Source organism: Pseudomonas agronomica (assembly GCF_025917275.1).
Lineage (GTDB): Bacteria > Pseudomonadota > Gammaproteobacteria > Pseudomonadales > Pseudomonadaceae > Aquipseudomonas > Aquipseudomonas agronomica.
This window is the reverse complement of sequence record NZ_JAOSHO010000948.1, coordinates 1-784: the sequence shown is the minus strand read 5'-3', so window position 1 is coordinate 784 and position 784 is coordinate 1. Positions and strand designations below refer to the sequence as shown.

Annotated in this window: 2 protein-coding genes; one reads left to right on the top strand and one right to left on the bottom strand. The window is 56.8% G+C overall.

Annotated elements, in window-relative coordinates:
* Positions 1–172: 172 nt before the first annotated feature.
* On the bottom strand, positions 173–679 hold the full coding sequence (locus OC610_RS28300; protein WP_264432996.1) for an NADAR family protein: 507 nt from the start codon (positions 677–679) through the stop codon (positions 173–175).
* Between OC610_RS28300 and OC610_RS28295 the strand changes: the two genes are divergently transcribed.
* On the top strand, positions 575–784 hold a 210-nt coding region (locus OC610_RS28295; protein ID WP_264433000.1), incomplete at its 3' end, for a hypothetical protein. The two genes, OC610_RS28300 and OC610_RS28295, sit on opposite strands and share 105 nt — an antisense overlap.

The following is a 784-nucleotide window of genomic DNA, read 5'->3' as shown; positions in this document are numbered from 1 at the left end:
CGCTGGCCTGCGCAGCAGGCCCCTGCATTTCTCCAGGCAAACCGCATCGCCCGGTTTTGCGACCGCTGCGCAGTCGAGCGGGGATAAATCCCCTCGCCACAGGGTGTCTGTCCCCTTTTTTTCTAATGAATAAGCCTTGGCATTCGCGTTTTTTGTGAATAAGTCGGCGGCACTACGTTGGGGCAGGAATACCAGTCCCGTCCCGCACCTGCATCAGCGCAAATCCCAGCAGGTTCAAGCCTTTCCACAGATTCGGATTGTTCGCATCCGCGTTGTCCTGCGCGAGCCCTATACCCCAGATGCTATCAACCGGGCTGGCTTCGACGATCACGCTGGAACCGGTTTGTAGAAGGTATTCGTTCAACTGCGGGTTCTGGGAGAACTTGGCCTGGTTCGCTCGGACGACGATGTCGTACCGGTGTTGCAGCCAAACCTTGTCGTCGAATCCGCGCACGTTGCGGCCAAGTGCTTTGGCGGCATTGGGAGTGGGGGCGTTGAGCACCTGCGCACGTATTTCCTGATCGTCGAACAAGGCCGCTTTCTCGGCCATCATGAAGTGTTCGGCGGTCGGGTAATGTTGCCCTTCGACAACGAACCCGGCCTCGAACCATTGGCTGAAGCACGAAGCCGTGACGACATTTTTGCTGCGCTGGTGGCCCCAGAAAAACGTAAAGCTCAGAGGTTCTCCAGCGTTGAAACGGGCGCACAGTTCTTTCAGGTGTTCAGAGTCGTTCAATGTGTTACCCCGCTAATTGAAGATCGACGTTACAGCGACTGTGCTGAC